This is a genomic window from Pseudomonas sp. B7(2017) (assembly GCF_002112745.1).
In the GTDB taxonomy this organism is placed as follows: domain Bacteria; phylum Pseudomonadota; class Gammaproteobacteria; order Pseudomonadales; family Pseudomonadaceae; genus Aquipseudomonas; species Aquipseudomonas ekonensis.
Genome location: NZ_NEIP01000001.1, coordinates 89,901 through 112,909, shown reverse-complemented (window position 1 = coordinate 112,909; position 23,009 = coordinate 89,901). Strand labels below are relative to the sequence as shown.

General features: G+C 64.8%; 22 protein-coding genes. 11 read left to right on the top strand and 11 right to left on the bottom strand.

Annotated elements, in window-relative coordinates:
* Positions 1–2 precede the first annotated feature (2 nt).
* The gene (gyrB, locus tag CAG29_RS00560; RefSeq protein WP_085579284.1) at positions 3–2,420 is read left to right on the top strand and encodes a DNA topoisomerase (ATP-hydrolyzing) subunit B; all 2,418 of its coding nucleotides are present in this window, start codon (positions 3–5) and stop codon (positions 2,418–2,420) included.
* A gap of 221 nt (positions 2,421–2,641) precedes the next feature.
* Complete coding sequence (gene dinD, locus CAG29_RS00555; protein WP_085579286.1) at positions 2,642–3,478, top strand: DNA damage-inducible protein D; 837 nt, start codon at positions 2,642–2,644, stop codon at positions 3,476–3,478.
* 22 nt (positions 3,479–3,500) lie between these two features.
* Here the strand turns inward: dinD and CAG29_RS00550 are convergent, their stop codons facing one another.
* Positions 3,501–4,211: a response regulator transcription factor gene (locus tag CAG29_RS00550; RefSeq protein WP_085579288.1), complete on the bottom strand. Its 711-nt coding sequence runs from the start codon at positions 4,209–4,211 to the stop codon at positions 3,501–3,503.
* 153 nt (positions 4,212–4,364) lie between these two features.
* Between CAG29_RS00550 and CAG29_RS00545 the strand changes: the two genes are divergently transcribed.
* Positions 4,365–5,906, top strand: a complete 1,542-nt coding sequence (locus CAG29_RS00545) for a HAMP domain-containing sensor histidine kinase (protein WP_085579290.1) — start codon at positions 4,365–4,367, stop codon at positions 5,904–5,906.
* A gap of 157 nt (positions 5,907–6,063) precedes the next feature.
* Here the strand turns inward: CAG29_RS00545 and CAG29_RS00540 are convergent, their stop codons facing one another.
* From CAG29_RS00540 to glyQ, 4 genes are all read right to left on the bottom strand, one after another.
* Positions 6,064–6,834, bottom strand: a complete 771-nt coding sequence (locus CAG29_RS00540) for a 1-acyl-sn-glycerol-3-phosphate acyltransferase (RefSeq protein WP_085579292.1) — start codon at positions 6,832–6,834, stop codon at positions 6,064–6,066.
* Between the two features lie 82 nt (positions 6,835–6,916).
* The gene (gmhB, locus tag CAG29_RS00535; RefSeq protein WP_170929991.1) at positions 6,917–7,456 is read right to left on the bottom strand and encodes a D-glycero-beta-D-manno-heptose 1,7-bisphosphate 7-phosphatase; all 540 of its coding nucleotides are present in this window, start codon (positions 7,454–7,456) and stop codon (positions 6,917–6,919) included.
* A gap of 4 nt (positions 7,457–7,460) precedes the next feature.
* Positions 7,461–9,515, bottom strand: coding sequence for a glycine--tRNA ligase subunit beta (gene glyS, locus CAG29_RS00530; RefSeq protein ID WP_085579296.1), 2,055 nt, complete (start codon positions 9,513–9,515; stop codon positions 7,461–7,463).
* Complete coding sequence (gene glyQ / locus CAG29_RS00525; protein ID WP_022641565.1) at positions 9,512–10,465, bottom strand: glycine--tRNA ligase subunit alpha; 954 nt, start codon at positions 10,463–10,465, stop codon at positions 9,512–9,514. Before glyQ ends, glyS begins: the two co-directional genes overlap by 4 nt.
* An 81-nt stretch (positions 10,466–10,546) precedes the next feature.
* Here glyQ and CAG29_RS00520 point away from each other — a divergent pair, with 81 nt between their 5' ends.
* From CAG29_RS00520 to CAG29_RS00510, 3 genes are all read left to right on the top strand, one after another.
* Complete coding sequence (locus tag CAG29_RS00520) at positions 10,547–11,104, top strand: DNA-3-methyladenine glycosylase I (RefSeq protein ID WP_085693747.1); 558 nt, start codon at positions 10,547–10,549, stop codon at positions 11,102–11,104.
* Positions 11,105–11,144: 40 nt separating this feature from the next.
* A complete protein-coding gene (locus tag CAG29_RS00515; protein ID WP_085579300.1) occupies positions 11,145–12,032 on the top strand; it encodes a lysophospholipid acyltransferase in 888 nt (295 codons plus the stop codon).
* A gap of 73 nt (positions 12,033–12,105) precedes the next feature.
* The gene (locus CAG29_RS00510) at positions 12,106–12,345 is read left to right on the top strand and encodes a PilZ domain-containing protein (protein WP_085579302.1); all 240 of its coding nucleotides are present in this window, start codon (positions 12,106–12,108) and stop codon (positions 12,343–12,345) included.
* 10 nt (positions 12,346–12,355) lie between these two features.
* On the opposite strand, the gene CAG29_RS00505 is transcribed toward CAG29_RS00510, so the two are convergent.
* The 5 genes from CAG29_RS00505 to def all read right to left on the bottom strand — a co-directional run bounded on the left by CAG29_RS00505 (position 12,356) and on the right by def (position 17,005).
* Positions 12,356–12,670, bottom strand: coding sequence for a tetratricopeptide repeat protein (locus CAG29_RS00505; protein WP_085579304.1), 315 nt, complete (start codon positions 12,668–12,670; stop codon positions 12,356–12,358).
* Between the two features lie 90 nt (positions 12,671–12,760).
* The gene (gene trkA, locus CAG29_RS00500; RefSeq protein ID WP_085579306.1) at positions 12,761–14,137 is read right to left on the bottom strand and encodes a Trk system potassium transporter TrkA; all 1,377 of its coding nucleotides are present in this window, start codon (positions 14,135–14,137) and stop codon (positions 12,761–12,763) included.
* A gap of 22 nt (positions 14,138–14,159) precedes the next feature.
* Complete coding sequence (rsmB, locus tag CAG29_RS00495; protein ID WP_085693746.1) at positions 14,160–15,470, bottom strand: 16S rRNA (cytosine(967)-C(5))-methyltransferase RsmB; 1,311 nt, start codon at positions 15,468–15,470, stop codon at positions 14,160–14,162.
* Positions 15,467–16,426, bottom strand: a complete 960-nt coding sequence (fmt, locus tag CAG29_RS00490; RefSeq protein ID WP_085579310.1) for a methionyl-tRNA formyltransferase — start codon at positions 16,424–16,426, stop codon at positions 15,467–15,469. The genes rsmB and fmt overlap by 4 nt, the downstream gene beginning before the upstream one ends.
* Before the next feature lie 72 nt (positions 16,427–16,498).
* Positions 16,499–17,005 (bottom strand): peptide deformylase, encoded by a 507-nt coding sequence (gene def, locus CAG29_RS00485; RefSeq protein WP_085579312.1) that lies wholly within the window; start codon positions 17,003–17,005, stop codon positions 16,499–16,501.
* 169 nt (positions 17,006–17,174) lie between these two features.
* Between def and CAG29_RS00480 the strand changes: the two genes are divergently transcribed.
* From CAG29_RS00480 to CAG29_RS00470, 3 genes are all read left to right on the top strand, one after another.
* Entirely contained in the window at positions 17,175–18,200 is a 1,026-nt protein-coding gene (locus CAG29_RS00480; protein ID WP_085638717.1) for a LysM peptidoglycan-binding domain-containing protein, read from the top strand.
* A gap of 79 nt (positions 18,201–18,279) precedes the next feature.
* On the top strand, positions 18,280–19,380 hold the full coding sequence (dprA, locus tag CAG29_RS00475; RefSeq protein WP_085579316.1) for a DNA-processing protein DprA: 1,101 nt from the start codon (positions 18,280–18,282) through the stop codon (positions 19,378–19,380).
* A gap of 69 nt (positions 19,381–19,449) precedes the next feature.
* The gene (locus CAG29_RS00470; RefSeq protein WP_085579318.1) at positions 19,450–20,007 is read left to right on the top strand and encodes an L-threonylcarbamoyladenylate synthase; all 558 of its coding nucleotides are present in this window, start codon (positions 19,450–19,452) and stop codon (positions 20,005–20,007) included.
* Positions 20,008–20,041: 34 nt separating this feature from the next.
* Here the strand turns inward: CAG29_RS00470 and CAG29_RS00465 are convergent, their stop codons facing one another.
* A complete protein-coding gene (locus tag CAG29_RS00465; RefSeq protein WP_085579321.1) occupies positions 20,042–21,019 on the bottom strand; it encodes an NADPH:quinone reductase in 978 nt (325 codons plus the stop codon).
* A gap of 164 nt (positions 21,020–21,183) precedes the next feature.
* On the opposite strand from CAG29_RS00465, the gene hemF reads away from it, so the two are divergent.
* Positions 21,184–22,098 carry an oxygen-dependent coproporphyrinogen oxidase gene (hemF, locus tag CAG29_RS00460; RefSeq protein WP_085579323.1) on the top strand — a complete coding sequence of 305 codons (915 nt, stop codon included), beginning with the start codon at positions 21,184–21,186 and terminating at the stop codon, positions 22,096–22,098.
* A gap of 9 nt (positions 22,099–22,107) precedes the next feature.
* Positions 22,108–22,929 carry a shikimate dehydrogenase gene (gene aroE, locus CAG29_RS00455; protein WP_085638720.1) on the top strand — a complete coding sequence of 274 codons (822 nt, stop codon included), beginning with the start codon at positions 22,108–22,110 and terminating at the stop codon, positions 22,927–22,929.
* Positions 22,930–23,009 lie beyond the last annotated feature (80 nt).

Here is a 23,009-nt window from a genome sequence, read left to right as displayed (position 1 = left end):
CATTGAGCGAAGAAAATACGTACGACTCATCGAGCATTAAAGTGCTGAAAGGCCTGGATGCCGTGCGCAAACGTCCCGGTATGTACATTGGTGACACCGACGATGGCAGCGGTCTGCACCACATGGTGTTCGAGGTGGTCGACAACTCGATCGACGAAGCCCTCGCCGGCCATTGCGACGACATCGCCGTCATCATCCACCCAGATGAATCCATCACCGTGCGCGACAACGGTCGCGGCATCCCGGTGGATGTGCACAAGGAGGAAGGCGTTTCCGCCGCCGAGGTCATCATGACCGTCCTCCACGCCGGCGGTAAGTTCGACGACAACTCCTACAAGGTCTCCGGCGGCCTGCACGGTGTAGGTGTGTCGGTGGTGAACGCCCTGTCCGAAGAGCTGGTGCTGACCGTTCGCCGCAGCGGCAAGATCTGGGAGCAGACCTACGTGCACGGCGTGCCTCAGGCGCCGATGGCGATCGTGGGCGACAGCGAAACCACCGGTACCCAGATCCACTTCAAGGCTTCCAAGGAAACCTTCAAGAACATCCACTTCAGCTGGGACATCCTGGCCAAGCGCATTCGCGAACTGTCGTTCCTCAACTCCGGCGTCGGCATCGTCCTCAAGGACGAGCGCAGCGGCAAAGAGGAGCTGTTCAAGTACGAAGGCGGCCTGCGCGCATTCGTTGAATACCTGAACACCAACAAGACCGCGGTCAACCAGGTGTTCCACTTCAACATCCAGCGTGAGGACGGCATCGGCGTCGAAATCGCCCTGCAGTGGAACGACAGCTTCAACGAAAACCTTCTGTGCTTCACCAACAATATTCCGCAGCGCGACGGCGGCACCCACCTGGTGGGCTTCCGTTCCGCGCTGACCCGTAACCTGAACAACTACATCGAGCAGGAAGGCCTGGCCAAGAAGCACAAGGTCGCCACCACCGGTGACGACGCCCGTGAAGGCCTGACCGCAATCATCTCGGTGAAGGTGCCGGATCCGAAGTTCAGTTCCCAGACCAAGGACAAGCTGGTCTCTTCCGAAGTGAAGACCGCGGTCGAACAGGAAATGGGCAAGTACTTCTCCGACTTCCTGCTGGAGAACCCGAACGAAGCCAAGCTGGTCGTCGGCAAGATGCTCGACGCGGCCCGTGCCCGTGAAGCGGCGCGCAAGGCCCGTGAGATGACCCGCCGCAAAGGCGCGCTGGACATCGCCGGCCTGCCGGGCAAATTGGCCGACTGCCAGGAAAAGGATCCTGCGCTGTCCGAACTGTACCTCGTGGAAGGTGACTCCGCGGGCGGCTCTGCCAAGCAGGGGCGCAACCGCAAGACCCAGGCCATCCTGCCGCTCAAGGGCAAGATCCTGAACGTCGAGAAGGCCCGCTTCGACAAGATGATCTCGTCCCAGGAAGTGGGCACGCTGATCACCGCGCTTGGCTGCGGCATCGGCCGCGAAGAGTACAACATCGAAAAGCTGCGTTATCACAACATCATCATCATGACCGATGCTGACGTCGACGGTTCGCACATCCGCACCCTGCTGCTGACCTTCTTCTTCCGTCAGTTGCCTGAGCTGATCGAGCGCGGCTACATCTACATCGCCCAGCCGCCGCTGTACAAGGTCAAGAAGGGCAAGCAGGAGCAGTACATCAAGGACGACGACGCCATGGAAGAGTACATGACGCAGTCGGCCCTGGAAGACGCCAGCCTGCACCTGGACGAAGACGCCCCGGGCATTTCCGGCGAAGCGCTGGAGCGCCTGGTGAACGACTTCCGCATGGTGATGAAGACCCTCAAGCGCCTGTCGCGCCTGTACCCGCAGGAGCTGACCGAGCACTTCATCTACCTGCCGGCGGTGAGCCTGGAGATGCTGGGCAACCACGCCGCCATGCAGGAATGGCTGGCCAAGTACGAAGTGCGCCTGCGCACCGTCGAGAAGTCCGGCCTGGTCTACAAGGCCAGCCTGCGCGAAGACCGCGAGCGTGGCGTGTGGCTGCCGGAGGTCGAGCAGATCTCCCACGGCCTGTCGAACTACGTCACCTTCAACCGCGACTTCTTCGGCAGCAACGACTACAAGACCGTCGTTTCCCTCGGCGCCCAGCTGAGCACCCTGCTGGACGAGGGCGCGTACATCCAGCGCGGCGAACGCAAGAAGCCGGTCACCGAGTTCAAGGAAGCCCTGGACTGGCTGATGGCCGAAAGCACCAAGCGCCACACCATCCAGCGATACAAAGGTCTGGGTGAGATGAACCCGGATCAGCTGTGGGAAACCACCATGGACCCGACCGTGCGCCGCATGCTGAAAGTGACCATCGAAGATGCCATCGCCGCGGACCAGATCTTCAACACCCTGATGGGTGATGCGGTCGAGCCTCGTCGTGACTTCATCGAGAGCAATGCCCTGTCGGTGGCGAACCTGGATTTCTGATCTAGACGCGGTCTACGGCCAACAAATGAACAGCCCGGTGAGTCTTGGATTCACCGGGCTGTTCACATTTTGAATCAGTACAGGTTCCTCTGGAAACCGTATGTCCCCGCCCGACAATGTGTGCAGTTGTTAATACGCCATTGATCAGTCGATGTATCAGTGCGAGTCTCACGTGAGTTTTGAGCTGAGTCTGTTCCGGCTCTCCATGGGAGGATTGACCTTTGAGTGAGCAACACCAGTCTTTTGAGGAGATCAGGCATCTATCCGATGAGGATGGGGAATACTGGTCTGCACGAGAGCTTGCTCCCCTCTTGGAGTACCGGGAGTGGCGGAACTTCGAAAACGTCATCGGCAAAGCGGTACAGGCTTGCGAGCTCAGTCATCATCCAGTCGGCAACCATTTTGTTGAAACCACCAAAATGGTTTCTTTAGGGTCAGGGGCTCAGCGGGAGCTGAAGGATTTTCACCTTTCTCGCTATGCCTGCTATCTGACTGTCCAGAATGGCGATCCTGCGAAATCTGTCATCGCGGCGGGACAGACCTATTTCGCGGTTCAGACAAGACGCCAAGAACTCTCAGACGATGCCTCCTTTCAGGCGTTGAGGGATGATCAGAAGCGTTTGCTGCTGCGTAACGAGTTACGAGAACACAACAAGCAATTAGTTGAAGCTGCGCAGCAGGCTGGGGTCGAATCGGGTCTCGATTTCGCTGTCTTCCAGAATCATGGTTATCAGGGGCTTTATGGCGGCCTCGATCAAAGGGCCATTCATCAGCGGAAAGGTTTGAAAAAAAGTCAGAGAATACTGGATCACATGGGGTCGACCGAACTGGCCGCCAATCTGTTCCGTGCCACCCAGGCTGAGGAAAAGCTGCGTCGCGATAAGGTGCAAGGTAAGCAGCAGGCCAATCAGGTGCATCTGGAGGTTGGCAGAAAGGTACGGGAAACCATCGCTGACTTGGGTGGAACCATGCCTGAGGAACTTCCCGTACCGAAAAAGAGCATCCAACAAATCGAAGCAGCCGCGAAAAAGCTCCGTGGCAACTCCTCCGAAGAGTGAATGCTCACGGGTGCACTGGTGACTAAGTCCCCACACTCTCCAACCGATACCCATACCCATAGATCGTCAATAACTGCCAACCCCGGTCCGCCGTCAGCCCCAGCTTGTTGCGCAGGCGATAGATGTGGGTGTCCAGCGGTCGTGAAGACGACATTTCCTCATGGGGCCAGAAGCGTTCGTACAGGTAGTCCCGGGACAGCGGCCGGCCGAGGTTGCTGAACAGGCAGCGGGCCAGGCGGTATTCGCGTTCGGTCATGGCGATCGGTCTGCCGTCGCGGGTGACGGTCAGTTCGCCGTCGTCGAACACCAGATCGTTGAAGTGCAGCACTTCGCCGGCGGCCGGGCGTTGTTGGGCGTGGCGGCGCAGCACGGCCGACACCCGGGCTTTCAGTTCATTGGGACGGAACGGCTTGCTGACGTAGTCGTCGGCCCCGGCATTGAGCGCCTGGACGATGTCGTTTTCGCCGTCGCGGCTGGTGAGCATGATGGCGGCCGGCGGCGCTTCCATGTGCTCGCGGGTCCAGCGCAGCAATGACAGGCCGGTGAGGTCCGGCAGTTGCCAGTCGAGGATCAGCAGGTCGAAGGTTTCCCGGCGCAGTTGCCGCAGCAGCTCTTCGCCCCTCTCGAAGCTGTGCAGCGACCAGGGCTGTTCGCCGTTCTCGGCCATTTGCTGCAGGGTCTGCTCGACCCGGCGCAGTTCGGCCGGTTCGTCGTCCAGTATCGCAACGCGCATACGCGATCATTCCTTTTCGTTGGGCGGTGGGTCGGGACTGCAAAAGTCGGCGGCCCGGTGTTCCGGCGTCCGCTATGATTCCTTGAAATCATTCAGACACGCCCTCAGACCTTTGGCCGATGAAACCATTCAACCCGCCCTGCCCCGTTCCCCATGAATAACCCGCGCCGGCATGAAAGTCGGGTGCCGAGCCAAGTGCAGAGGCTGTTTCGGCGACTGGTGCGTGAGTGGTTGTGGATAAGTCTAGTGCTATTGCCGCTGACTGCGCTGCTGTCGTGGCGTTCGCAAATCAACCTGGATGACCCCTCGCCCGTCATGGGCGCGCTGCTGTCGGTGGCGCTGGTGACGAGCGTGCTGGGCTTGCTGCTGTGGCGTCCGCGCCTGGCGCTGTGGCTGACCTTGATCGGCATGGCCTGCGCGCTGCTGGCCAGCGTCGGGCTGGCGGAACTGCGCCATTGGTGGTCGCCGACGCCGGCGGTGCTGGGCATGCTGTTCGGTTATCTGATCTGGAACTGGCGGCGCCTGAGCGTGGTGCTGACGTACTTCGGCTGGGAGCTGGCGCGACTGGACAGCGAACCGAAGGTGTTCCCTGAGCGCCGCCGCGCCCGGTTTCAGGGCGCCGACCGTCTGCAGGGGCAGATCATGGCGCTGGAACAGGCCATGAGCCGCACCCGCGATACCCGACGTTTCATTGCCGATGGCCTGGAATACCTGCCGGTGGCCACCCTGATCAGCGATCCTCATGGCCAGATTCTGCTGGGCAACCGCAATGCGCGGAACCTGTTCGGCAGCGACCTGGTGGGGGACGACGTGCTCGATCAACTGGCCCGCCTCGGCTACCCGGAGCTGGACCAAGTGCCACGCCCGCTGCTGTCTGCCCTGCCCCTGCTGGAGTTCCGCGACCGCAAGGAACGCAGCCTGCGGCTGGAACGGGCGGCGTTGCTGCCGGTGGACGGCGACATGCCGATCGGCTGGCTGCTGAGCCTGACTGACCTCAGCGCCGAGCGTGCGGCGGAAGAGCAGCGCAGCGTGCTGTTGCGGTTTCTCTCCCACGATCTGCGCGCCCCGCATTCGGCGATCCTCGCCCTGCTGGACGTGCACCGGCACCAGGCCGGCGCGGACTCGCCCTTGTTCGAGCAGATCGAGCGCCAGGTGCGGCGGGCGCTGGATCTCACCGATGGCTTCGTGCTGCTGGCCCGCGCCGAATCCCAGGCCTATCAGTTCCAGCCGAGCCTGTTCGCGATGCTGGTGCTGGACGTGCTGGATCAGGCCCTGCCCATCGCCCAGCAAAAGCGCATCGAATTGCTTCACGACATAGACGAGCCTGCCCAGGAGCGCTTGGTCATGGCCGATCAGGGCCTGCTGACCCGGGCCCTGTTCAACTTGCTGGAGAACGCGATCAAGTACAGCGATCCGGGAACGGCAGTGCGCCTGCGGATCCGTTGTCACGAAGACTGGTTGTGCATCGAACTGACGGATCAGGGCAAGGGCATCGCCGCCGGGGAACTGCCTGAACTGTTCAGCCAGTACCGGCGTTTTTCCTCTGCCCAGGGCATCGACGGCGTCGGGTTGGGGCTTTCGATGGTCAAGGCGGTGGTGGATCACCACGGCGGGCGGATCGAGTGCCTGAGCGTGGTCGGTCAAGGCACTACGTTCCGTCTGGAGCTGCCGCTGTTGGCGGAAGAGCACGCATAAAAAAACCGGCTATATCAGCCGGTTCCTTTGCGCCCGGAAAAACTTATGCACCATTTCCGGGGTTTTATGAGCTTGGGAAATATATAAGTAAATCAACCAGTTAAAACTTGAATCCGCCACTTTTCAACGAACTCGTACACAGGTTATCCACAAAATCTCAGACCGTGGCCTCACCATTGGCGACAGGCGCCGGCGGCAGCGAGCCCATATCCCGTTGGGCCTGCTCGTTCCAGGCCTGGACCCGGTCGTTCAGCTCGGCGATGGCCCGAGGTCCTGCGCCTTCGGCGTACATCGGCTGACCGATGACCACGGTGATGACGCCCTGTTTCTTGCCCCAGCCGGTCTTGGGCCAGAACTTGCCGGCGTTGTGGGCGACCGGCAGCACCGGCAGCGACGCGTTCACCGCCAGGGCAGAACCGCCCCGTGAGAACTTGCCCATGGTGCCGTAGGGAACGCGGGTGCCTTCAGGGAAGATCAGTACCCACACGTTGTCCTTGAGCAGTTCGTCGCCCTTGGCCGCCACATGCTTGAGCGCGGCTTTCGGGTTGTCGCGGTCGATGGCGATGGGGCGCAGCATGGCCATCGCCCAGCCGAAGAACGGCACGTACAGCAGTTCGCGCTTGAGCACCTGGCTCAAGGGCTGGAAATAGGCGGAGAGAAAGAACGTCTCCCAGGTGCTCTGGTGGTTCGACTGAATCACGCAGGGCCGGTCAGGCACGTTTTCCGCGCCTTTGACTTCGTAGCGGATGCCGAGGAATACCTTGCTCAGCCACAAGGCGCAGCGGCACCAGTACACGTTGATGAAGCGATAGCGCGCCTTGAACGGCAGAAAGGGCGCGATGAAAAAGCTCAGGCTGCACCACAGCAGGGAACTGGTGCCCAGCAGCAGGTAAAAGAGAGCAATTCTGATGGCCTGCAGTATCGACATGGCGACGTTTACCGTTACGGGCGATGCCCGACTGTTCAAGCGCACTCCCGATCAATCCTTGGTCAGGAACGTCAGAAGCACTCTAGTTGTGGATAAGTTCTGCGGCAATCGCCGCCAGATCGTCAAAAATCAAGGTGCCGACCGGCAAGTTTTTGGCTTGGGTCTTTTCGCCCTTTCCGGTCTTCACCAGAACAGGCTGTGAATCGACGGCTTTGGCGGCCTCCAGGTCACCAAGGCTGTCGCCCACGAACCACACGCCGGCCAGGGGCACGCCGTAATGCTGCGCAACGGCCTTGAGCATGCCGGGTTTGGGTTTGCGGCAATCGCAGCCCTCGTCCGGCCCGTGCGGGCAATGCACGATCAGCCCGACTTCGCCGCCCTGCTCGGCCACGAGCGCGCGCAGGCGCGCGTGCATGGCCTCCAGGGTGGCGAGGTCGTAGTAGCCGCGGGCAATGCCCGACTGGTTGGTGGCCACCGCCACCGTCCAGCCGGCCTTGCTCAACTGCGCGATCGCTTCGATCGAGCCGGGCAACGGAATCCACTCCTCCACCGACTTGATGTAAGCGTCGGAGTCGTAATTGATCACTCCGTCCCGATCGAGAATCAGCAGTTTCAACGGCAATACCTCAACCCAGCAGCGAAATGTCGGCGACGCCGAGGAACAGGTTACGCAGGCGCGCCAGCAGCGCGTAGCGGTTGGCCCGTACGTTGGCGTCGTCGGCATTGACCATCACGGCCTCGAAGAACGCGTCCACCGGCTCGCGCAGGGCGGCCAGGCGCGCCAGCGATTCGCTGTACTGGCGCGAAGCGGCCATCGGCTGCACGGCCTGGTCGGCCTGCTGGATGGCGGAGTACAGGGAGAACTCGTTGGCGTTGTCGAAGTACTTGGCCTCGACCACGGTCGGCACCGAGCCTTCCACCTTGCTCAGCAGGTTCGACACACGTTTGTTCACCGCCGCCAGCGCCGCCGCTTCCGGCAGTTTGCGGAAGGACTGCACCGCTTGCACGCGCTGGTCGAAGTCCAGCGCCGAACCCGGCTTCAGGGCACGCACCGACAGGTAGGTGGCGACATCCACGCCTTCGTCTTCGTAACGGGCACGCAGACGGTCGAAGATGAACTCCAGCACCGAGTCGGCCAGCCCTGCCGCCTTGACCTTGGCGCCGAAGCCGTTCACCGCGAAGGCCACGGCATCGTTCAGGTCCAGGTCCAGTTGCTTCTCGATCAGAATCCGCAGCACGCCCAGGGCCGCACGGCGCAGGGCATACGGGTCCTTGCTGCCGGTCGGCAGCATGCCGATGCCGAAGATGCCGACCAGGGTGTCGAGCTTGTCGGCGATTGCCACGGCTGCACCGGTCAGGGTGGCCGGCAGTTCGGCGCCGGCGCCGCGCGGCATGTACTGCTCGTTCAGCGCCAGGGCGACGTCTTGCGGCTCGCCGTCATTGAGGGCGTAGTAGTAGCCGGCCACGCCTTGCATTTCCGGGAACTCGCCGACCATTTCGGTGGCCAGGTCGCATTTGGACAGCAAGCCTGCGCGGGCCGCCCACGACGCGTTGCCGCCGATGCGCGCAGCGATGTAGGCCGCCAGCTTGGAAACGCGTTCGGCCTTGTCGTAGACGCTGCCGAGCTTTTCCTGGAAAACCACGTTCTGCAGACGGTCGTTGAACGCTTCGAGCTTCTGCTTCTTGTCCTGCTTGAAGAAGAACTCGGCGTCGGTCAGGCGCGGGCGAACCACTTTCTCGTTGCCGGCGATGATCTGCTGCGCATCGGTGCTCTCGATGTTGGCCACGGTGATGAAGCGCGGCAGCAGCTTGCCGTCGGCGTCCAGCAGGCAGAAGTACTTCTGGTTGTCCTGCATGGTGGTGATCAGGGCTTCTTGCGGCACATCGAGGAAACGCTCCTCGAACGAGCACACCAGCGGCACCGGCCATTCGACCAGCGCGGTCACTTCGTCGAGCAGCGCCGGCGGCACGATCGCGGTGCCTTCCTGGCGGGTGGCCAGCTCTTCGGTGCGCTTGCTGATGATCTCGCGGCGCTCGTTGGCGTCGGCCAGCACGTAGGCGGCGCGCAGGTCGGCCAGGTAGCTCGACGGCGAGCCGATGCGCACGTTTTCCGGGTGGTGGAAACGGTGGCCGCGGGACTCACGGCCGGCCTTCTGGGCCAGGATGGTGCAGTCGATGACCTGGTCGCCGAGCAGCATCACCAGCCATTGGGTCGGACGCACGAACTCTTCCTTGCGCGCAGCCCAACGCATGCGTTTGGGGATCGGCAGGTCGTTCAGCGAGTCTTCGACGATGGTCGGCAGCAGGCTGGCGGTCGGCTTGCCGGCGATGTTCTGGCTGTAGCGCAGCTTCGGACCGCTCTGGTCGATTTCGCTCAGCTCCACGCCGCACTTCTTGGCGAAGCCCAGGGCGGCCTGGGTCGGATTGCCTTCGGCGTCGAAGGCGGCCTGGCGCGGCGGGCCGTCGAGATTGATGCTGCGATCCGGCTGCTGGGTGTCCAGCGCGGAAATCAGCACGGCCAAACGGCGCGGCGCAGCGTAGACGGCCTTGCCCCGGTAGTTCAGGCCGGCGGCCTGCAGGCCTTTCTCGATGCCGGCCAAAAACGCTTCGGCCAGGGTGTTCAGGGCTTTGGGTGGCAGTTCTTCGGTGCCCAGTTCAACCAGAAAATCTTGAGCACTCATTGTGCAGCCTCCAGCTTGGCCAGTACTTCGTCACGCAGATCCGGGGTCGCCATCGGGAAGCCCAGCTTGGCGCGGGCCAGCAGGTAGGCTTGGGCGACGGAACGCGCCAGGGTGCGCACGCGCAGGATGTATTGCTGACGCGCGGTCACCGAGATCGCCCGGCGCGCATCCAGCAGGTTGAAGGTGTGCGAAGCCTTCAGCACCATTTCGTAGCTCGGCAGCGGCAGCGGCTGGTCGAGTTCGATCAGGCGCTTGGCTTCGCTTTCGTAGAAGTCGAACAGTTCGAACAGCTTGTCGACGTTGGCGTGCTCGAAGTTGTAGGTGGACTGTTCCACCTCGTTCTGGTGGAACACGTCGCCGTAGGTCACCTTGCCGAACGGGCCGTCGGCCCAGACCAGGTCGTAGACCGAGTCCACGCCTTGCAGGTACATGGCCAGGCGCTCAAGGCCGTAGGTGATTTCGCCGGTCACCGGGTAGCACTCGATGCCGCCCGCCTGCTGGAAGTAGGTGAACTGGGTCACTTCCATGCCGTTGAGCCAGACTTCCCAGCCCAGGCCCCAGGCGCCGAGGGTCGGCGATTCCCAGTTGTCTTCGACGAAACGGATGTCGTGCACCAGCGGGTCGAGGCCCACGTGCTTGAGGGAGCCCAGGTACAGCTCCTGGAAGTTTTCCGGGTTCGGCTTCAGCACCACCTGGAACTGGTAGTAGTGCTGCAGGCGGTTCGGGTTCTCGCCGTAGCGGCCGTCAGTCGGGCGGCGGCTTGGCTGCACGTAGGCGGCGTTCCAGGTTTCGGGACCGATGGCGCGCAGGAATGTAGCGGTGTGGAAAGTGCCGGCGCCTACTTCCATATCGTAGGGCTGAAGTACCACACAACCTTGCTCGGCCCAGTACTGCTGGAGCGCGAGGATCAAGTCTTGGAAGGTACGCACGGCTGGCGTAGGCTGGCTCACGAAATTCACCTGTTTCTTGGGCTGCGATTTAAAGAGCGGGAGTATACCCGATTCAGTCGCGCCACCACCCCCTGGAGCCTTATGCCACGCTGCTTTTGGTGCACCGAAGATCCGCTGTACATGGCTTACCACGATCAGGAGTGGGGAACGCCGCTGCGCGAGGCGCAGGGATTGTTCGAGTTGCTTTTGCTCGAAGGGTTCCAGGCCGGGCTGTCGTGGATCACCGTGCTGCGCAAGCGCGAACGCTACCGCCAGGTGCTGTTCGGCTTCGACGCGCAGCGGGTGGCGCAGATGAGCGACGCGTACATCGCCGAGCTGATGCTCGATCCGGGCATCATCCGCAACCGCCTCAAGCTTGAGGCCGCCCGGCGCAACGCCCGGGCCTGGCTGGCGCTGGAGGATCCGGCGGGGTTCCTCTGGTCGTTCGTCGGCAACGAGCCGGTGGTCAACCATTTCCAGGACCGCAGCGAAGTCCCGGCCATCACCCCGCAGGCCGAGGCCATGAGCAAAGGCCTGAAGAAGGCCGGCTTCACCTTCGTCGGCCCGACCATCTGCTACGCGCTGTTGCAGGCCTCGGGCATGGTCATGGACCACACCCGGGACTGCGACCGCTACGCGCAGCTCGTCAACGCCGGTTAGAATGGCCGCCTCGCGCACAGCACAAGATCAGGAGTGACCTGTGGATAAGTTTAAAGGCGCCTTGCTGGTAGGCGCTCTGCGGCTGTTTGCCCTGCTTCCGTGGCGGGCCGTGCAGGCCGTGGGTTCGGCGATCGGCTGGATCATGTGGAAAACCCCCAACCGCTCCCGCGACGTGGTGCGGATCAACCTGGCCAAGTGTTTTCCCGCGATGGATCCGGCCGAGCGCGAGCGCCTGGTCGGCCAGAGCCTGAAGGACATCGGCAAGTCCCTGACCGAAAGCGCCTGCGCCTGGATCTGGCCGGCCCGGCGCTCCATCGAACTGGTGCGCGAAGTCGAAGGCCTGGACATCCTCAAGGACGCCTTGGCGTCCGGCAAGGGCGTGGTCGGCATCACCAGCCACCTGGGCAACTGGGAAGTGCTCAACCACTTCTACTGCAGCCAGTGCAAACCGATCATCTTCTACCGCCCGCCGAAGCTCAAGGCGGTGGACGAATTGCTGCGCAAGCAGCGGGTGCAGTTGGGCAACCGTGTCGCCGCCTCCACCAAGGAAGGCATCCTCAGCGTCATCAAGGAAGTGCGCAAAGGCGGTGCAGTGGGCATCCCTGCCGACCCGGAACCGGCCGAATCCGCCGGGATCTTCGTGCCGTTCTTCGCCACCCAGGCCCTGACCAGCAAGTTCGTGCCGAACATGCTGGCCGGCGGCAAGGCGGTCGGCGTGTTCCTGCACGCCCTGCGGCTGCCCGACGGCTCCGGCTACAAGGTGATCCTCGAAGCCGCGCCCGAAGCCATGTACAGCACCGACACCGAGGTGTCCTGCGCGGCCATGAGCCAGGTGGTCGAGCGTTACGTCGCGGCCTACCCCAGCCAGTACATGTGGAGCATGAAACGCTTCAAGAAACGTCCGCCGGGTGAGGCCCGCTGGTATTGAGTCGATTGGCACGATCTGTGGATAACCTTCTTGGGCAAGGTTATCCACAACCGTTCATTCAAGGGCGCAGCAGATGTCCGAACACCGCAAATCGTTTCGCATCAAGATCACTCACGAAAGCTTCGGCGAATGCCTGGGCCAGACCCGCAACCTATCCACGACCGGGGTGTACGTCGAGCATCCGCGCCTGGCGTCGTTGCCCAAGGGCGCCGTGGTGTACGGCCAGGTCCAGGACTTGCCCACAGGCGCGCCGCGGGTGCGGATGGAAGTGGTGACGGTGGACGCCGAAGGCATCGGCCTGCGTTACCTGTAGCGTCACGGGATCAGCGGGGCTGGCGGTCGAGCTTCTTGAGGAACACCGTCATTTCCTTTTCCGCCTGCTTGTCGCCGTGGGCGCGGGCGGCCTCCAGGCCTTGCTCCCAGGCCTGGCGCGCGGCATCGGGCGAGCCCGCCGCGAGCTGCGCCTTGCCCAGCAGCTTCCACGCCGCCGAATACTTCGGATCGAACGTCACGCAGCGCTGCAGATGCTCCGCCGCCTTGGCGTTCTCCCCCAGATCCAGGTAGCCCTTGCCCAGGCCGAAGCGCAGCAGTGCGTTATCCACACCCTTGGCGAGCATTTTCTCCAGGGATTCGATCATCGGTGGACTCCTTTTCCGGTTGTGTCAGTTGTCGGTCGGGCTCAGACAGACCGCTATCGCGAGCAGGGGCCGGAGCAAGCGCCGCAAGCCTCAGAAGAAGCTCAACCCCACATGGAACAGCTTCTCCACATCGCGGATGTGCTTTTTGTCCACAAGGAACAGGATCACATGGTCGCCGGCCTGAATAACCGTGTCGTCGTGGGCGATGATCACTTCTTCGTCGCGGATGATCGCGCCGATGGTGGTGCCCGGCGGCAGGGCGATGTGTTCGATGGCCTTGCCGATGACCTTGCTCGACTTCGCGTCGCCGTGGGCCACCGCCTCGATGGCCTCCGCCGCGCCCCGGCGCAGCGAATGCACGCTGACGATGTCGCCGCGGCGCACGTGGGCCAGCAGGGTGCCGATGGTCGCCAGCTGCGGGCTGATGGCGATGTCGATGTCGCCGCCCTGGATCAGGTCCACATAGGCCGGGTTGTTGATGATCGTCATCACCTTCTTCGCCCCGAGGCGCTTGGCCAGCAGCGACGACATGATGTTGGCCTCGTCGTCGTTGGTCAGGGCCAGGAAGATGTCGGCGTCGGCGATGTTCTCTTCCAGCAGCAGGTCGCGGTCCGAAGCGCTGCCCTGCAGCACCACGGTGCTGTCGAGGGTGTCGGAGAGGTAGCGGCAGCGCGCCGGGTTCATCTCGATGATCTTCACCTGATAGCGGCTTTCGATGGCTTCGGCCAGCCGTTCGCCGATCTGCCCGCCGCCGGCGATGACGATGCGCTTGTAGGTTTCGTCGAGGCGGCGCATTTCGCTCATCACCGCGCGGATGTCCTCCCGGGCGGCGATGAAGAAGACTTCGTCGTCGGCCTCGATCACCGTGTCGCCCTGGGGCAGGATCGGCCGGTCGCGGCGGAAGATCGCGGCGACCCGGGTCTCGACGTTCGGCATGTGCTCGCGCAACTGGCGCAGCTGCTGGCCCACCAGCGGCCCGCCGTAGTAGGCGCGCACGGCCACCAGCTGGGCCTGGCCTTCGGCGAAGTCGATCACCTGCAATGCGCCCGGGTGCTGGATCAGGCGCTTGATGTAGTTGGTGACCACCTGCTCGGGGCTGATCAGCACGTCCACCGGAATCGCTTCGTTCTGGAACAGCTGCTCCTCGCGGGTCAGGTAGGCGGCCTCGCGCACCCGGGCGATCTTGGTCGGGGTGTGGAACAGGGTGTGGGCGACCTGGCAGGCGACCATGTTGGTCTCGTCGCTGTTGGTCACCGCCACCAGCATGTCGGCGTCGTCCGCGCCGGCCTGGCGCAGCACGGTGGGCAGCGAGCCGCGGCCCTGCACGGTGCGGATGTCGAGGCGGTCGCCGAGATCGCGCAAGCGCTCGCCGTCGGTGTCGACCACGGTGATGTCGTTGGCTTCGCTGGCCAGGTGTTCGGCCAGCGTGCCGCCGACCTGCCCCGCGCCGAGGATGATGATCTTCATCCAGTCACTCCGTTGAATCCGTTTAGCCGCGCGCGGCAGCGATCTTGATCAGCTTGGCGTAGTAGAACCCGTCGTGTCCGCCTTGCTGGGCCAGCAATTGACGGCCGTGGGGCTGCCTGATGCCGGCCGCCGTGGCCAGGTCCAGCTCCCGGGCGCCCGGGGTGCGCTCAAGGAACGCGGCGATGACCTCGGTGTTCTCGGTGGGCAAGGTCGAGCAGGTGGCGTAGAGCAGGATGCCGCCCACCTCCAGGGTTTTCCACATCGTGTCGAGCAGCTCGCCCTGCAGTTGCGCGAGGGCGGCGATGTCCTCGGCTTGGCGGGTGAGCTTGATGTCCGGATGGCGGCGGATCACGCCAGTGGCCGAGCACGGCGCGTCGAGCAGGATCCGCTGGAACGGCTTGCCGTCCCACCAGGCGGCGGTGTCGCGGCCGTCGGCGGCGATCAGTTCGGCGCTCAGGCCGAGGCGTTCGAGGTTTTCCTTCACCCGCACCAGCCGCTTGGCTTCCAGGTCCACCGCCACCACGCCGGCCAGCGCCGGTTCGGCTTCGAGGATATGGCAGGTCTTGCCGCCGGGGGCGCAGCAGGCGTCCAGCACCCGTTGGCCCGGCGCCAGGTCCAGCAGGTCGGCGGCCAGTTGCGCGGCTTCATCCTGGACGCTGATCCAGCCCTCGGCGAAGCCCGGCAGGCTGCGCACGTCGGCGGCGGCCTCAAGCACGATGCCGTCGCGGCTGAAGGCGCACGGTTGCGCGGCGATCCCGGCGTCGGTCAGCAGCGCGAGGTAGGCGTCGCGGCTGTGATGGCGGCGGTTGACCCGCAGGATCATCGGCGGGTGCGCGTTGTTGGCCTCGCAGATCGCTTCCCACTGCTCGGGCCAGAAGGCCTTCAGGGATTTCTGCAGCCAGCGCGGGTGGGCGGTGCGCACCACCGGGTCCCGGGCCAGTTCGGCGAACAGCGCTTCGCTTTCCCGTTGCGCCCGGCGCAGCACGGCGTTGAGCAGGCCTTTGGCCCAAGGCTTCTTCAGCTTGTCGGCGCAGCCGACGGTTTCGCCGATGGCCGCGTGGGCCGGCACCCGGGTGTAGAGCAATTGGTAGAGGCCTACCAGCATCAGGGCCTCGACGTCGGCGTCGGCGGCCTTGAACGGCTTCTGCAGCAGTTTTTCCGCCAGGGCCGACAGCCGCGGCTGCCAACGGGCGGTGCCGAACGCCAGATCCTGGGTGAAGCCGCGGTCGCGGTCCTCGACCTTGTCCAGTTGCGTGGGCAGGGAACTGTTGAGCGAGGCTTTTCCGCTGAGGACGGCGGCCAAGGCCTTGGCGGCTGCCAGACGTGGATTCATGGGGTGTCCGCCGTTTCGCCGAGGACGATGCCGACGGCGAATTTCTCGCGGCGGCTGTTGAACAGGTCGCTGAAGTTCAGCGCCTTGCCGCCGGGCAGTTGCAGGCGGGTCAGGCACAGCGCCTGCTCGCCGCAGGCGACGATCAGGCCGTCCTTGCTGGCGCCGAGGATGGTGCCGGGGGCGCCCTTGCCGTCGGCCAGGGTGGCCGCCAGCACTTTCAGCGCTTCGCCGTCGAGGGTGCTGTGAGTGATCGGCCACGGGTTGAAGGCGCGCACCAGGCGTTCCAGTTCGATGGCCGGACGGCGCCAGTCGATGCGGGCCTCGTCCTTGTTCAGCTTGTGGGCGTAGGTGGCGAGGCCGTCGTCCTGCACCTCGCCTTCCAGCGTCCCGGCGGCGAGGCCGGCGATCGCCTGCACCACGGCCGGCGGGCCCATTTCGGCGAGACGGTCGTGCAGGCTGCCGCCGGTGTCGTCGGCGCTGATCGGGGTGACGACCTTCAGCAGCATCGGCCCGGTGTCCAGGCCGGCCTCCATGCGCATCACGGTCACGCCGCTTTCGGCGTCGCCCGCTTCCACGGCGCGCTGGATCGGCGCCGCACCGCGCCAGCGCGGCAGCAAGGACGCGTGGCTGTTGATGCAGCCCAAACGCGGGATGTCCAGCACCGCCTGCGGCAGGATCAGGCCGTAGGCCACCACCACCATCAGGTCAGGCTTGAGGGCGGCCAGTTCGGCCTGGGCGTCGGCGTTGCGCAGGGTCGGCGGCTGCAGCACCGGGATATGGTTATCCACAGCCAGCTGCTTGACCGGGCTCGGCATCAGTTTTTGCCCGCGGCCGGCCGGACGGTCCGGTTGGGTGTAGACCGCCACGATCTCGTAAGGGCTGGCCAGCAGGGCCTTGAGGTGTTCGGCGGCGAATTCCGGGGTGCCGGCAAAAACGATGCGCAGTGGCTCAGTCATTCGGGGGTCTCTAAGTGCAAAGCGTCTTGAAAAAGAAAAAGGCTTGCCGCAGCAAGCCTTTGAAGGAGGGCATCAAGCGTTCTGGCGGTGGAGCTTTTCCAGCTTCTTCTTGATGCGGTCGCGTTTGAGCGTGGACAGGTAATCGACGAACAGCTTGCCGTTGAGGTGGTCGCATTCGTGCTGGATGCACACCGCGAGCAGGCCTTCGGCGATCAGTTCGTAAGGCTGGCCTTCGCGGTCCAGGGCCTTGATCTTGACCTTCTGCGGGCGGTCGACGTTTTCGTAGAAGCCCGGCACCGACAGGCAGCCTTCCTGGTACTGATCCATTTCGTCGGTCAGCGGCTCGAACTCGGGGTTGATGAACACCCGGGGCTCGGTGCGGTCTTCGGAAAGGTCCATCACGACGATACGCTTGTGCACGTTGACCTGGGTCGCGGCGAGGCCGATGCCCGGCGCTTCATACATTGTTTCAAACATGTCATCGACCAGTTGACGCACTTCGTCGTCCACTACGGCCACGGGTTTGGCGATAGTGCGCAGGCGCGGGTCCGGAAATTCGAGGATGTTCAAAATGGCCATAGGCTTGATTGCTGCACGTGTGAGGTAAAGTCGGGTCGATGGCCTGGCGGGTCCGAGGATGCAGGCTACCGTTGTGAAGCGTAGCCCCTGGCTTTTGCAGTGCAGGCCGGGGCGAGCCACGGGGGCTCTGACGATTCACGCGAATGCACATGATAAAGGGATTCACCGCATGAGGAAAACACTGTTCGCCCTGCTGCTTCTGGCCTCGGCCGGCGCCGCGCACGGGCAAGTGCAGCTCAAGGAAGGTTTTCCACGGCAATACACGGTGGTTTCGGGGGACACCCTCTGGGACATCTCCGGCAAATACCTGCGCGAGCCCTGGCAATGGCCGCAGCTGTGGCACGCCAACCCGCAGATCGAAAACCCCAACCTGATCTACCCGGGCGACACGCTGACGCTCGACTACGTCAACGGCCAGCCGCGCCTGACCCTCAACCGCGGCGCCTCGCGCGGCACCATCAAGCTGTCGCCGCGGGTGCGCAGCAGCCCGGTGGCCGAGGCCATCCCGAGCATTCCGCTCAAGTCCATCAACAGCTTCCTGCTCAGCAACCGGATCGTCGACAAGGTCGAGGATTTCGACAAGGCGCCGTACATCGTCGCCGGCGATGCCGAACGGGTGCTCAGCGGCACCGGCGACCGGATCTTCGCCCGCGGCCGCTTCGACATGAGCCGGCCGGTGTACGGGATCTTCCGCCAGGGCAAGGTCTACACCGACCCGCAGAGCAAGGAGTTCCTGGGGATCAACGCCGATGACGTCGGCGGCGGCGAGATCATCGCCACCGAAGGCGACGTGGCCACCCTCGCCCTGCAGCGCACCACCCAGGAAGTGCGCCTGGGTGACCGTCTGTTCAGCGGCGAGGAGCGCTCGATCAACTCGACCTTCATGCCCAGCGCGCCGCAGACCGACATCAACGGCCTGATCATCGACGTGCCGCGGGGCGTCACCCAGATCGGCGCCATGGACGTGGTGACGCTGAACAAGGGCAAGCGCGACGGCCTGGCCGAAGGCAACGTGCTGGTGGTGATGAAGACCGGGGAAACCGTGCGCGACCGGATCACCGGCCAGCCGCTGAAGATCCCGGACGAGCGCGCCGGCCTGCTGATGGTGTTCCGCACCTACGACAAGCTCAGTTACGGCCTGGTGCTGAACGCCACGCGCTCGTTGGCGGTGCTGGACAAGGTGCGCAACCCTTAGTTGGCTTCACAAGTTACCAACAGAGTTATCCACAGCTTGTCCCGAATGGTTCGGGACGCCCGACGGTCAAGGATGATCCATGCAACTGTCTGCCTGTACGCCGGTTTCCCCGGCGGAACTGGAGGCGCGTCTGCGCCTCCACCGTATGCCGGACATCGGTCCCAAACGTTTCGCCAAACTGCTCGAAGCCTTCGGCTCGGCGTCCAAGGCCATCAGCGCTCCGGCCAGCGCCTGGCGGGCGCTGGGGTTGCCGGCGACCTGCGCCGAGGCCCGGCGTTGTCCGCAGGTGCGCGATGGCGCCAGCCACGCATTGCGCTGGCTAGAGCGGCCGGACCGGCATGTGCTGATGTGGGGCCAGCCCGATTACCCGGCGCTGCTGGCGCAGATTGCCGATCCGCCGCCGCTGCTGTTCGTGGCCGGCGACCCGCAGATCCTGGAGAGGCCGCAACTGGCGATGGTCGGCAGCCGCCGCGCGTCGCGCCCTGGAATGGACAGCGCCGCCGCGTTCTCGCGCAGCCTGGCCGGGGCCGGGTTCGTCATCACCAGCGGGTTGGCGTTGGGCATCGACGCGGCGGCGCACCAGGCCGCCGTGGACGTCGGCGGGCGCACCGTCGGCGTCTTGGGCACGGGGCTGGAAAATTTTTATCCACAGCGCAACCGACGGCTGGCCGACGCGATGATCGCCTCCGGCAGCGCAGTGGTGTCGGAGTTTCCGCTGGACACCGGCCCCGTCGCCAGCAACTTTCCCCGGCGCAACCGGATCATCAGCGGCCTGGCGCTCGGCGTGCTGGTGGTCGAGGCCAGCGTGGCCAGCGGTTCGCTGATCACCGCCCGGCTGGCGGCGGAACAGGGGCGCGAGGTCTTTGCGATACCTGGTTCGATCCATCATCCCGGCGCCCGGGGCTGCCATCAGCTGATCCGCGACGGCGCGGCGCTGGTGGAGACCATCGAGCACATCCTCGAAGCCCTGCGCGGCTGGCAGCGCGTGCCGTTGTCCACAGCCCCGTCGCCGGCCGATCACCCGTTGCTGCGGCTGCTGCATGCCGCGCCGCACACCAGCGAAGCCCTGGCCGAAAGCTGCGGCTGGGCGCTGCCCAAAGTGCTGGCGGCGCTGACCGAGCTGGAGATGGACGGCCGCGCCGTGTGCGAAAGCGGCCGCTGGCTGGCGCGGGTGAGCTGACGCTCGGGAGGCTGGGTTTTACGGGGAAGATCGGTAAACTGCGCGAAACCTGTTTGCGGAGAGTGTTTCATGGTCAACAGTTGGCGTGTGCAGCAAGCCGCACGAGAGATTCGCGCCGGGGCGGTGATTGCCTACCCAACCGAAGCCGTCTGGGGGCTGGGGTGCGACCCGTGGAACGAGGAGGCGGTGGATCGGCTGCTGGCGATCAAGAACCGGTCGGCGGACAAGGGGCTGATCCTGGTCGCCGACAACATCCGTCAGTTCGACTTCCTGTTCGAAGACTTCCCGCAGGAGTGGATCGACCGCATGGCCGCCACCTGGCCCGGGCCCAACACCTGGCTGGTGCCGCACCAGAACCTGCTGCCCGAGTGGATCACCGGCGTGCATGACACCGTGGCGCTGCGGGTCAGCGATCATCCGCAGGTGCGTGACCTGTGCGCGCTGGTGGGGCCGCTGGTGTCGACGTCGGCCAACCCCCAGGGGCGTCCGGCGGCGCGCACCCGGCTGCGGGTCGAGCAGTATTTCCGCGGCCAGGTCGACCTGGTGCTCGGCGGCATGCTCGGCGGGCGCAAGAACCCGAGCCTGATCCGCGACCTGGCGACCGGCAACGTGGTGCGCCCGGCCTGAGACAGGCTGCACCGCCATCGCCAGCAGGCTGGCTTCAGGGCAACAGGATGGTCGAGCCGGTGGTGCGGCGCGCCGCCAGGTCGGTCTGCGCCTTGGCGGCGTCCGCCAATGGATAGCGTTGGCCGATCTCCACCTTGAGCTTGCCGGCGGCGATCATCCCGAACAGCTCGTCGGCCATGCGCTGCAGGTTCTCGGCGTTGTTGGCGTAGGTCGCCAGGGTCGGGCGGGTCACGTACAGCGAACCTTTGGCCGCGAGGATCCCCAGGTTGACCCCCTCCACCGCGCCGGACGCATTGCCGAAGCTCACCACCAGCCCGCGCGGGGCCACGCTGTCGAGCGAGGCCGGCCAGGTGTCCTTGCCGACGCCGTCGTACACCACCGGAACCTTCTTCCCGTCGGTCAGTTCCAGCACCCGTTGCGCGACGTTCTCGTGGCTGTAGTCGATGGTCGCCCAGGCACCGTTGGCCTTGGCCAGTTCAGCCTTTTCCTTGGAGCTGACGGTGCCGATCAGCTTCACGCCCAAGGCCTTGGCCCACTGGCAGGCGAGCAGGCCGACGCCGCCGGCCGCCGCGTGGAACAGAATGGTTTCGCCGCCCTTGAGCTCGTAGGTCTGGCGCAGCAGGTACTGCACGGTCAGGCCCTTGAGCATCACGCCGGCGGCGGTCTCGAAACCGATGGCGTCCGGCAGGTGCACCAGGTTGGCTTCGGGCAGCACATGCACGTCACTGTAGGCCCCCAGCGGGCCGCTGCCGTAGGCCACGCGGTCGCCGACCTTGAACCGGGTCACCGCGCTGCCCACCGCCTCGACGATGCCCGCGCCTTCGGCGCCGAGCCCAGACGGCAGGGACGGCGGCGAATACAGACCGCTGCGGTAGTAGGTGTCGATGAAGTTCAGGCCGATGGCCTTGTTGCTCACGCGGACCTGCTGCGGGCCGGGCTCGACGGGCGAGTAGTCGACGTATTCGAGCACGTCGGGGCCGCCGTGGGCGCGGAACTGGATACGCTTGGCCATCTGCCTGCTCCTTGAGACATTCGGGAAGCCTGCTATCGAACCCCCAAGCTTGATCTTCGTCAACTGCGGCAGGCTCGCCTGCGATGGTATGCTGTGCGCCCATTTGCGCGGCGCCCCTTGTTTGCGGGGGCCGCGCGCAGTTTTGCCCGATCCAAGGTGATGCCATGACGACCCGCACCGACGCCGTAAAGGCGTATCTGCTCGACCTGCAAGACCGCATCTGCGCCGCGCTGGAGACCGAAGACGGCGGCACGCGCTTCGTCGAAGACGCCTGGTCCCGTCCGGCCGGCGGCGGCGGTCGCACCCGGGTGATCGAGAACGGCACGGTGATCGAAAAGGGCGGCGTCAACTTTTCCCACGTCTTCGGCAGCGGCCTGCCGCCGTCGGCCAGCGCCCACCGGCCGGAGCTGGCCGGACGCGGCTTCGAGGCCCTGGGCGTGTCGCTGGTGATCCATCCGCACAATCCGCACGTGCCGACGTCCCACGCCAACGTGCGCTTCTTCATCGCCGAAAAGGAAGGCGAAGAACCGGTCTGGTGGTTCGGCGGCGGCTTCGACCTGACCCCGTACTACGGCAACGAAGAAGACTGCGTCCACTGGCACCGCATCGCCGCCCAGGCCTGCGCGCCGTTCGGCCCGGACGTCTACCCGCGCTACAAGGCCTGGTGCGACACCTACTTCCACATCAAGCACCGCCACGAGCCGCGCGGCATCGGCGGCCTGTTCTTCGATGACCTGAACGAGTGGGACTTCGACACCAGCTTCGCCTTCATGCGCGCCATCGGCGATGCCTACATCGACGCCTACCTGCCGATCGTCCAGCGCCGCAAGCACGAGGCGTTCACCGCCAAGCAGCGTGAGTTCCAGGAATTCCGCCGCGGGCGCTACGTCGAGTTCAACCTGGTGTACGACCGCGGCACCCTGTTCGGCCTGCAGTCGGGCGGGCGCACCGAATCGATCCTGATGTCGCTGCCGCCACAGGTGCGCTGGGCCTACGACTGGAAAGCCGAGCCGGGCAGCGAAGAGGCGCGCCTGACCGACTACTTCCTGCAAGACCGCGACTGGCTGGCTCAGGCCTGAGGAGTGTCGATGGACCGTTACGTCGTTTTCGGCAACCCGATCGGCCACAGCAAATCGCCGATGATCCACTCGCTGTTCGCCGGGCAGACCGGCCAGCAGCTTGACTACAGCACCCTGCTGGCGCCGCTGGACGGCTTCAGCGACTGCGCCACGGCGTTCTTCCGGGAAGGACGCGGCGCCAACGTCACCGTACCGTTCAAGGAAGAGGCCTATCGCCTGGCCGACAGCCTGACCGCCCGCGCGCAACGGGCCGGTGCGGTGAACACCCTGAGCCGGCAGGCCGACGGCAGCCTGCTGGGCGACAACACCGACGGCGCCGGGCTGGTGCGCGACCTGACGGTCAATGCCGGTTTCAGCCTGACCGGCAAACGCATCCTGCTGCTGGGGGCCGGCGGCGCGGTGCGCGGCGCGCTGGAGCCGTTGCTGGCCGAGCGGCCGGCGTCGGTGATCATCGCCAACCGCACGGTGGACAAGGCCGAGTTGCTGGCCGAACTGTTCTGCGATCTCGGGCCGGTGTCGGCCAGCGGTTTCGACTGGCTGCAGGAGCCGGTGGACGTGATCATCAACGCCACCTCGGCCAGCCTCACCGGCGACGTGCCGCCGATCGCCCCGAGCCTGATCGAGCCGGGCAAGACCCTGTGCTACGACATGATGTACGGCAAGGAACCCACCGCGTTCTGCCGCTGGGCCAGCGAACACGGCGCCGGGGTGGTCATGGACGGGCTGGGGATGCTCGCCGAGCAGGCGGCGGAAGCGTTTTTCCTGTGGCGCGGGGTGCGCCCCGACACCGCGCCGGTGCTGGCCGAACTGCGCCGCCAATTGGCGCAATGACCCTGAAGGAGCGAGCCTGCCCTCGATGAAGGCGTCACCTCCAGCATCGCTGTGACAGACAGACCGCCATCGCGAGCAGG